The 8,884-nt window shown below is 47.2% G+C and carries 12 protein-coding genes; 11 read left to right on the top strand and 1 reads right to left on the bottom strand.

The features are described from left to right. Positions 1-463: 463 nt before the first annotated feature. Positions 464-760, top strand: coding sequence for a GmrSD restriction endonuclease domain-containing protein (locus ABWV76_RS15290; RefSeq protein ID WP_353376490.1), 297 nt, complete (start codon positions 464-466; stop codon positions 758-760). A gap of 216 nt (positions 761-976) precedes the next feature. On the opposite strand, the gene ABWV76_RS15285 is transcribed toward ABWV76_RS15290, so the two are convergent. Further along, the gene (locus tag ABWV76_RS15285; RefSeq protein ID WP_353376489.1) at positions 977-2,038 is read right to left on the bottom strand and encodes a glycosyl hydrolase family 28-related protein; all 1,062 of its coding nucleotides are present in this window, start codon (positions 2,036-2,038) and stop codon (positions 977-979) included. 360 nt (positions 2,039-2,398) lie between these two features. Between ABWV76_RS15285 and ABWV76_RS15280 the strand changes: the two genes are divergently transcribed. From ABWV76_RS15280 to ABWV76_RS15235, 10 genes are all read left to right on the top strand, one after another. Further along, entirely contained in the window at positions 2,399-3,133 is a 735-nt protein-coding gene (locus tag ABWV76_RS15280) for an SOS response-associated peptidase family protein (protein WP_353376488.1), read from the top strand. Between the two features lie 35 nt (positions 3,134-3,168). Beyond that, a complete protein-coding gene (locus ABWV76_RS15275; RefSeq protein WP_353376487.1) occupies positions 3,169-3,423 on the top strand; it encodes a hypothetical protein in 255 nt (84 codons plus the stop codon). After that, a complete protein-coding gene (locus ABWV76_RS15270) occupies positions 3,413-3,709 on the top strand; it encodes a hypothetical protein (RefSeq protein WP_353376486.1) in 297 nt (98 codons plus the stop codon). Before ABWV76_RS15275 ends, ABWV76_RS15270 begins: the two co-directional genes overlap by 11 nt. A gap of 9 nt (positions 3,710-3,718) precedes the next feature. Next, positions 3,719-5,254, top strand: a complete 1,536-nt coding sequence (locus ABWV76_RS15265) for a head maturation protease, ClpP-related (protein ID WP_353376485.1) — start codon at positions 3,719-3,721, stop codon at positions 5,252-5,254. Next, a complete protein-coding gene (locus ABWV76_RS15260; protein ID WP_353376484.1) occupies positions 5,247-5,762 on the top strand; it encodes a phage major capsid protein in 516 nt (171 codons plus the stop codon). Before ABWV76_RS15265 ends, ABWV76_RS15260 begins: the two co-directional genes overlap by 8 nt. A gap of 98 nt (positions 5,763-5,860) precedes the next feature. Continuing rightward, the gene (locus ABWV76_RS15255) at positions 5,861-6,232 is read left to right on the top strand and encodes a capsid cement protein (protein ID WP_353376483.1); all 372 of its coding nucleotides are present in this window, start codon (positions 5,861-5,863) and stop codon (positions 6,230-6,232) included. A gap of 7 nt (positions 6,233-6,239) precedes the next feature. Further along, positions 6,240-6,440: a hypothetical protein gene (locus ABWV76_RS15250; protein ID WP_353376482.1), complete on the top strand. Its 201-nt coding sequence runs from the start codon at positions 6,240-6,242 to the stop codon at positions 6,438-6,440. Between the two features lie 381 nt (positions 6,441-6,821). Then, complete coding sequence (locus ABWV76_RS15245) at positions 6,822-7,331, top strand: tetratricopeptide repeat protein (protein ID WP_353376481.1); 510 nt, start codon at positions 6,822-6,824, stop codon at positions 7,329-7,331. 66 nt (positions 7,332-7,397) lie between these two features. Beyond that, the gene (locus tag ABWV76_RS15240) at positions 7,398-7,535 is read left to right on the top strand and encodes a hypothetical protein (RefSeq protein ID WP_020411301.1); all 138 of its coding nucleotides are present in this window, start codon (positions 7,398-7,400) and stop codon (positions 7,533-7,535) included. Between the two features lie 525 nt (positions 7,536-8,060). After that, positions 8,061-8,831, top strand: a complete 771-nt coding sequence (locus ABWV76_RS15235; protein WP_353376480.1) for an alpha/beta fold hydrolase — start codon at positions 8,061-8,063, stop codon at positions 8,829-8,831. The last annotated feature ends 53 nt before the right edge of the window (positions 8,832-8,884 follow it).

Here is an 8,884-nt window from a genome sequence, read left to right as displayed (position 1 = left end):
GGACCCAAATCAGCTAAAGTCAGTTTACATTAGCATTGCTGACCAAATTCAAAACCATGTTTCAGGTAAAAAGGGATAACAATACGCTGCACCTGACTCCGGCGCCTATGCGCCTCCGCTGGTGAGCGCGGCGTTATTGCTGTGACAGGTTGTATTTGTCCCAATAGTTGGCTTTTTGTACGATCCTTCAAAATAATAGAGAGGGGGTGTCATGCGCCTGATTCTACCGATCGTCTTTTCTGCCGTTTTATCTGGCTGCCTCGAGGTTGAGGCTAACAGTAGTAGCGACTACGACCACCATGAGTGACTACCAGGCTGGTCTGACTCTGACGGCGACTGCCAGAGCACCCGTCATGAGCTGCTAGTTCAGTTCTCTCTAGCTCCGGTTACTTTTACCAATGACAAGCGCTGTACGGTCGATACTGGCCTATGGCTGGATCCTTACACCGCTCAGTTCTTCAGCATGGCTCCTGACCTTGATGTTGAGCACATCGTGTCGTTGTCTTGGGCGCATGAGCACAGTGGTGCCAGTTGGACCGTTAAGCTGAAGCGTCAATTTGCAGAAGACCCTGAGAATCTATGGTTGGTCGATGATGGCCGAAACCAAAGCAAGGGAGACAAAGGCCAGGATGAGTGGCTGCCACCCTATGAGCCCGTCCAGGCTATCTATGTGCAGCGCTTCACGGCGATAGTTGAGAAGTATGGGCTGAAGTTCTCAGAACAGAAATTAGCCCGGATTCTGGCACTCTTGAACGAATAAGCCGTACCCCCAGCTTCTACCAATCCTTTAGGGTGCCACCCTGGCGCCCGCCATTTCCTGTATATCCTGACCCCCTAAGCACATCAAGGATACCATTAAGTATTTATCAATGATTAACCCTTTTTGGCCCCTCTATAGCTTTGCCGAAGGGGAGGGGCCTTCAGTCACTCATTACTCTTGTTCGCTGAGCGCCCAAGATAATTTCCTGTAGTTAGACTAAGTTGCCGTGTATGTGTAAGAGGTTACAAATTGATCAACAATTTGATCTCCATTTTGATTATTTTGTAAAGTTATGAGGCCATTTGCTACTAAACTTGAATGCTCTAAACACTCCAAAACAATCCCGCCGCGTTCAAACGTTGATGTAATAGCTACTAGAGTACCTGTTGTTCGGCTGCCAGTTATGACACTGCCTTTTCCTCCTAAAGATTTAGTCCCGATAACTATTCCATTGCTACACCCTTCGAAATGTAGTGTGTCACCAGATAAGATATCACGCTCCATATATATTCCTCGAGTAATAGAATTTTCATTAGCTGCTTCAATGGTGACATGTGACACTTTTAATATCATTCCACCTACTGCAGAATGAATTCCATTGGTTATATTACTTATAGCTTGTATGTTTACAGAGCGTACTTCTACTATTGACGGACCTCCACTCCCACTGTTTTCCCCATCAAAAACTATACCGTCCACATTCTCTAAACCATCCAGTAGTACATTAAATAAACCGCACTGCTGATTCATAGCATTTGAATAGACGATAGACTTTCCAACAGAAGCCTTGTTTTGATGAATGCGCAGGTTACTTATTTGTGTGTCAAATGCATTTCCATTTACCGAACCTAATCTAAGTATGCAGTCCCCACTAAAATTTTGCTCATGTGCACGAATAACTGAAGATATGCCTTCCCCGACGATATGAGTCTTATTAGGAATCACGAGTGGTCGGCTAATTGTATATACGCCCTTTGGGAAATATAGAGTTCCACCTTCGGAGGCATTAACAACACTGCTAATGTAATTTAAGGCATTTTCGATGCTAGCTGTATCGTCTGTGTAGTGATCTCCCTTGGCACCAAAATCCTTGACTGAAACAAAGTCGTTGAGTTTTCCACCAAGATCTCTTGAGGACGCACCACTTCCATCCGAGAGATAGGAATTTGGAGTAGAGGTTGTCCCGGCATGTAAGGCAGTTGTTGCTAATGCACTTGCAGCCCCAGCCCCAAGAGCTCTCTTGATGAATCGGCGCCTGTTATCAGTTTTGTTTTCCATTACGTACTCCTTGGTAGATTTTATAGACGACAAATTTTTAAGTCTAAATGCCTATTTGGGTGTTGATGTATTAGAGTGCCATCATATCTATTGGCGCGCAAAACAATACTTTAAAAGCTCGAAATGCAGTATTGAGAGATCAATAGATAGGATGTAGGAGCAAAAAATAGACGGCTCTTATGTTGAAGCTGTTAGTAGCGAGGGGGGAGTGGCAATAGTGGAGAAGTATGGGCTGAAGTTCTCACAGGAAGAATCAGCCAAGATTATGGCACTCCTGGAAGAATAACTGATTTAAACGCCTGCTATCATTGTTGCTAGATTTTCAAACCCAGCTTGAATCTTGCAGCGTAGAGGGCTCTCATGTGTTACTCCTTTGCTGTGCCCAGCAATAGATTGCTTTCGGAATTACCAATTAATTTCCAGAATGATGGATTGTCGTGGGAGCAGCTGAGTTTAGATCAAGAGTGGGAAAAGTCCTCCAGTAAGGATGAAGTTAAACATGTGCTGGGACTACAGGGGCAACCCCGGGTGAGTCAATTCCGGCTAGCAGGGCCTGGTCAGCGTGTATACCCGCGGTACTTTGCTCCAGGCATTGTGAGCGATGGGGGTAAGAATTGGTTGCGTCCGCTACGTTACTCGATACGCCCGTCTAACTCAGTTTGGGATCTGGCAACAAAATACAGCCTTTATAATGCTCGACTAGATAAATTGCTTGAAGCAAAAACTTGGCGGCCTCTGATAGGTCACCAACATGGAATATTGCCGTTCACTAGCTTCTTTGAGTGGGTCGAACACAAGGGTAGTAAGGCTCAAGTCCAGTTTACGCCAAAGGGGAAAGACTTGATGTGGGCACCTATCCTTTGGGACTACTGGGAATCTTTGGGCGGTGAGGTTGGTTACTTTTCATGTACCTTGATTACTGATGACCCAGCACCTGAAGTTAAGGCTGTCGGGCATGATCGAAGCCCAATCTTTTTAGGGGCAGACCATATATTGACCTGGTTAGATGCAGAGTCTCAGTCAGCTGATGACTGGCAGGAGTTCTTAAAGGGCCACCGAGAGCCGGTAACCTACAGTCACTATATGATTGCATGAGTAATGAAAGCTGTTTGGTCAGGAGTTTTGCTTGATTGAAGAGTTCTTGTATTCATATGCTGTGTATTTTAGAAACCATGCACCGTATGACTGCTGCCGGCACCATGGCCAGCTTTAGCAGCATTAGCAAAAACTACAACGGCACCTACAGTTCTCAGCGCCAGGAATTGGTAGGGCAATGGACAAACTACGAAACCCTCAGCCTGGAATTCTGTGAGGAGATTGTAGAGCCGGTCACCAGGCGCTGGGTGCAAATGGATCTTAGCAGACGCCTTTCAAGTGTCCGCTGATGTGGACCCCGCAACCCTGATGCACGTCGATTTTATTACCCCGGTCATGCCCTGGATTAATCCAGCCCATGAGGCCAGCGCCGATGAAACCCTACTGGAAAATGTTCTGGCCAGCCCACAGCAGACCACTCGTCGGCGCGGCAAGAAGCCTGACGATGTGATTAAGCAGACCGCTGCCTGGCAAAGAAAGCTGCGAGAAAACAAGATCACCACCCCAACCAAACGCACCGCTGTTCCCCCACAACAAGCTGAGCCTGAGCCTGAATCTCAATCTGAACCTGAATAGGAGGCAGCGATGCCCAAAAAATCTTGGTACAGCATTACCGCTGCCGCAAATAACACGGAAGCCGATATCTATCTGTACGACTCCATCGGCTACTGGGAGTTGACCACAAAAGATTTTGCCCGAGATCTCAAAGCACTCGGGGGTGTCAGCAAGATCAATCTGCACATTAACTGCCCCGGTGGGGATTTGTTCGACTGTACCGCCATATACAACCTGCTGAAAGATCACAAAGCCGAGGTGGAAACCTGGATTGAAGGCATTGCAGCCAGTATGGGCAGTGTGATCGCTCTGGCCGGGGATACCGTCCATATTGCCGAGAACGCCTATTACATGGTGCATAACCCCAGTGCAGGTGTTCGTGGTGGCGAGCGTGCCCTGGAAAAAACCAAGAGCCTGCTGGCAAAAGTGAAAACCACCATGAAAAGCCTGTACTCCTCGCGCACCGGCATGTCGGATGAGGCAATCAGCCAAGTGATGGATGACGAGACCTGGTATACCGGCGCCGAGGCCGTGGAAGCCGGCTTTGCTACCGATACCACAGCAGCAGTGGAAATGGCTGCAAGCTTCAGGGCTGATCACTTAAACCAGTTCAAAAATACCCCTCAAGCCATTAGTGCATTGGTTATTCAGGGGCCCACTGAATTTAGATTCCCGCCTGCGGTTGCAGACAACCCACCCAAAACCAAGGAGACGCAAGCCATGACCACAACCACCTCCACCACGCCAGCTGCAACCGCTGCGATTGAGGTCACCCCGGAAATGAAAGCCCAGATTGCCGCCGATGCCAGAGCACAATTTGTAGCCGATGAGAAAAAACGCAAAGACGATATCAAAGCCGTTTTTAAGGGCTTCGAAGCACACAGCACCCTAATGCAATCCTGCCTGGATGATATGGACTGCACCGCTGAGAAAGCCAAAGATCAGTTGCTCACTGCGCTCGGCAGTCAAACTCCAACCCCCGTGCAAAGCTACAGCCTGGTGGTGCAGGAAGGCGAAGGCATCAAGCGCATGAAGGCTGATGCCGAGAATGCCATTGCCATGCGCGCCCTCGGTGAAAAACGTAGCGAAGGCAACGAGCTGACCGGCTATACAATGATGGAAATCGCCCGCATCCTGATGCAGGCCCACGGCCAAAATTTATCGGGCCTGGATAAGATGGGCATCGTCGCCGCCGCCTTTACCCACGGCTCTGGAGACTTCGCCACGGTCCTCGGCAATATCGCCAATAAATCCATGCTGAAAGGTTACTCGGAAGCGGCAGAAGTCTTCCCGCAGTTTACCGCCACCGGCAACCTCAGTGACTTCAAGATCGCTACCCGCACCGACCTCGGTACCTTCCCCTCTCTACGTCAAGTGGCCCCCGGGGCAGAATTTAAATATGTGAGTATCGGAGAGCGTGCCGAAACAGCCGCACTGGCCACCTACGGGGAAATGTTCTCCATTAACTGTCAAGCAATTATTAATGACGACCTCGGAGCCTTCACCCGTATCCCACAAAAAATTGGGCCTCGCCGCCGTACGCACCGTTGGAGACCTGGTGTTTAGTATCCTGCTCAACAACCCACAAATGGCCGATGGCAAAGCCCTGTTCCATGCCGATCATGGCAACCTCGCCACCAAGTCTGGTATCAACACCGCCAGCATCGACGCCGCACGAGTTTTGATGGGCAAGCAGAAGGACGGCACCGCCTTCCTGAATATTCGCCCCAAATTCCTATTGTGTGATATCGCCGACGAGGGTGCTGCAAAGGTTGCCCTGGAGTCAGGGTTTGAAGTGGGTGCTGCTGAGAAGTCCAACACTGTGCCCAACAGCGTGCGCAATATTGCCAGTGTGATCTCCGATGGTCGCCTTAGCGGACACAATGGTTGGTACCTCAATGCCGATCCGGTAGCGCACGACACTATCGAAGTGCTTTACCTGGACGGCCAGCAAGCTCCAGTGCTGGAACAGCAAAACGGCTGGAGTACCGACGGGGTGGAGTTCAAAGTACGCCTCGATGCCGCAGCCAAAGCTTGGGACGCAAAAGGCATGGTGAAAACACCCAAGAACTAATACCCAGTTCAAACCGAACCAAACCTTAAAAAATCCGAAAAGGGCTGCACATAGCGGCCTTTTTGCTTTCAGTAATTTACTCAATTGAGAGAAAGAGAATGGCTACTAATTTTGTACAAGACGGGCGCATGCTGGATTACACCAATAGCACTAGCGCGGTAATTACCTCTGGCCAGGTGCTAGCAGTAGGCGCAGTACTGGGTGTGGCGATGGATGATATCGCCGTGGGCGCATCTGGTGTGATCGCTATTGAAGGCGTTTTTATAGTGCCCAAGGTATCCGCCGCAGAGATCAGGCATGGGGAAACCCTCACCTGGGATGTATCCGTAGCAGCCTTTAATAACAGCGCCGCAACAGCCGCAACCGGCGATATCACCGGCCCCACCGCCTTTGCCGCAGAGGCTGCCGGTGATGGCGTTACCAGCCTAGCAGTCAAGTTTACCGGGGTGCCGGGCACCGTGAAAGTCTAGGTGATTTATGGACCTGGACCAAAGAGCCACAGAGCGCGCATTTCGTAAATGGGGTAAGCCCGCTACCTATACAGACGGTAGCGGTGCTGAACCTATTGATTGCAAGGTGATTTTTGAGCAGGAGATTGACGAGTTCGAGGATGAGGGACGTGTGCGGATACCCCGTTACTGGTCGGTGAGGTTGGGACCCATAGCGTGGGGGATCTGATTTACCACGCTGGTAAAGAGTACCAGGTGAGTACTTTATTGGAGGATGATGGGATTGTGAGGCGGGTGCAGGTGGTAGGTTAAATAATTGTATAAATCGACATAGTCACATAAAGTGTATAAAGGAAAGAATTTAAACTGCTCATCAACCAATTTTTTTATTTAACTTAATGGGTCAAATAATAAAGCTTTTTTATTCTGATTAATTTAGGAGAAAATCTAGAAATACAAATAAATATAAAATTTAGGTGCTCCTCATGAAATTTTTCAGGTTTTCCTGGTTGTATCAGTATTAATGGTTGGTTGTTCCCAGGTTCCTTCCCAAAGAGCATATCTAAATACAATTAAAGTTGCTGCAAAGCACCAAAATTATGGGGAATTCGTGCTGGCTGAAAACTACCATCAAAAAGTATTAAATGAAATGAGGGAGGGCTCGTCAGTTAGTCCTGATTGGCTTGCTATACAGATGAATAATTTGGCGTCCGCAAAGAATCTAAATAATAAGTCTGATGAAGCCAGAGTTTTATTAACTCAAGCCTACGAAATTTTGAGTACGAAAGAGCAATCGGATGATGGTGATATAGTTTTAATAGAAAGTAACCTGGCAAGAACTGAGGAATTGTTGGAGAATTATGAGCGTTCGGAATTGTTGTATAGGAGTTCCTTAGAGAGAAAATTAAAAATTGAAGATGCGCGACTTTCGTTTATAGCTGCTGACTTAGCAGGAATTGCTCGTATGCTTGCACGCAAAAACAAAATGGATGAAGCGATGGGGTTCCATCTAAAGGCAAAAGATATGTATGCTAAGAGTCTTGGTGTGAATAGTCTTCAGTGGCAAAGAAGAGTAAAGCTGTTTGAAGCAATAATGAATACCCAGGGTAATAATAAGTAGGTTTTGCAACCATTGATGGGGGAGGTCAACTTCCAGTAGTGATGGAGGCGGCGGAAAACCTCTTGTTTGCAGCGCATCGAGTTGGGTCTACTGGTAAATGAAGTGGTGGCTACAACTCTAATTACCCTTGGTGGTGTGGATTATACAGTGCGCAAGCGGTTGCCGGATGATGGAGTTATATGGCGGGTACAGGTGGATAGTTGAAACCCAGAGATCTTTGGTTTTGGGGATATTAAGGGAGACTGGCGTGGAGTAAAAAATATACAGTCGTGCTTTTAATAACAAAGATCAAAAGGCGCTTCTTCTTATCGGTGAAAATCAGTGATCTATTGATATTTATAGGGCCCCAAACTGATATAAAACAGGGTGATATAAAGAATTTCTCTTGAACTCACTGTTAAGTCACAGGAGAGAAAGTGAAAGAACAAGAATGGGCCAAAACGGTAGCAGTAGAAATTCATAGGCACCTTAAAGGAATTCCTGCAAGATTGCTTAGGTACGGTGACAGATTTGATTTTATGTTCGTGTGGGAATGTTATAAACCCAAGAATGAAGAGTGGAGTGTATTGGTGAAATAATTGAAAGAGAAATTGAAGCCTCCCAGATTATGGAGGAAGTTCTATTTAATAATCGGTCGAGAGGCAGGCAAAAGTATTTTGCATTTCATCGGCCATTAGTTGCTAAGAGGGCTTAGCAGGTCAAAGATTGATATATAGTTGGAGAGTTTTGATGATTGAAAAAAGTGGTTACATAGAAATCTGTGGATCACCAATTTTTTACGAACTATCTGGTAATCCAAATGGTGAGCCGCTACTAATGTTGCATGGAGGCTTAGGTTCGGGGAAAGACCTAGCTCCTTTGCATGAATATATTGCTCCGGACTTTCATTTGATTAGTATCGATCTTCGTGGTCATGGAAGGTCACCATTAGCAGGGCCCTCGTTGAGTTATGCTCAATATGAAAGAGATATCCAAGAAGTGCTTTCTCATTTAGGCGTTAAACGGTATTCAATATTTGGTTTTAGTGATGGCGGAATTGTGGGCTACCGGTTGGCGGCGCAACAATCAAAAAATGTTGTTTGCTTAGTCACACTTGGTTCGCAATGGCGATTGGAGGCTAATGACCCATCTATCGAGGCCCTGGGTGGCCTGACTGCTGAGTTTTGGAGTGAAAGCTTTCCTGTAGATGTGGAGTCCTATAATGCCTCCAATCCCAACCCGGATTTCAAGAGCCTTGTAGAATCAGTAAAAAAAGTGTGGCTTGATACTACAGGGGCCGGTTATCCATGGGGCCTGGTCGAAAGAATAAAGTGTCCGACCTTAATTATTCGAGGTGACAATGATTTCCTTTTCTCATTAGATGAGGCTGTTGCGCTGAAGGCAAAAATACCTGATGCCAGTTTTGCCAATATTCCATTTACGGAGCACGCTTCTCATCAGGAGTCACCAGAATTGGTAGGTTTGATTCTGAAACAATTTTTGTCTCTGCACAAAAATTAACAAGTTGATGATGCTCGTTCCATCTCTACAGCGCGCTACCGGACGGCGCACGC

The sequence above is a fragment of the Microbulbifer sp. NBRC 101763 genome (assembly GCF_040371615.1).
GTDB lineage: Bacteria > Pseudomonadota > Gammaproteobacteria > Pseudomonadales > Cellvibrionaceae > Microbulbifer > Microbulbifer variabilis.
Note: the sequence above shows the minus strand (reverse complement) of the source record. Positions and strands in the feature narration are given on the sequence as shown.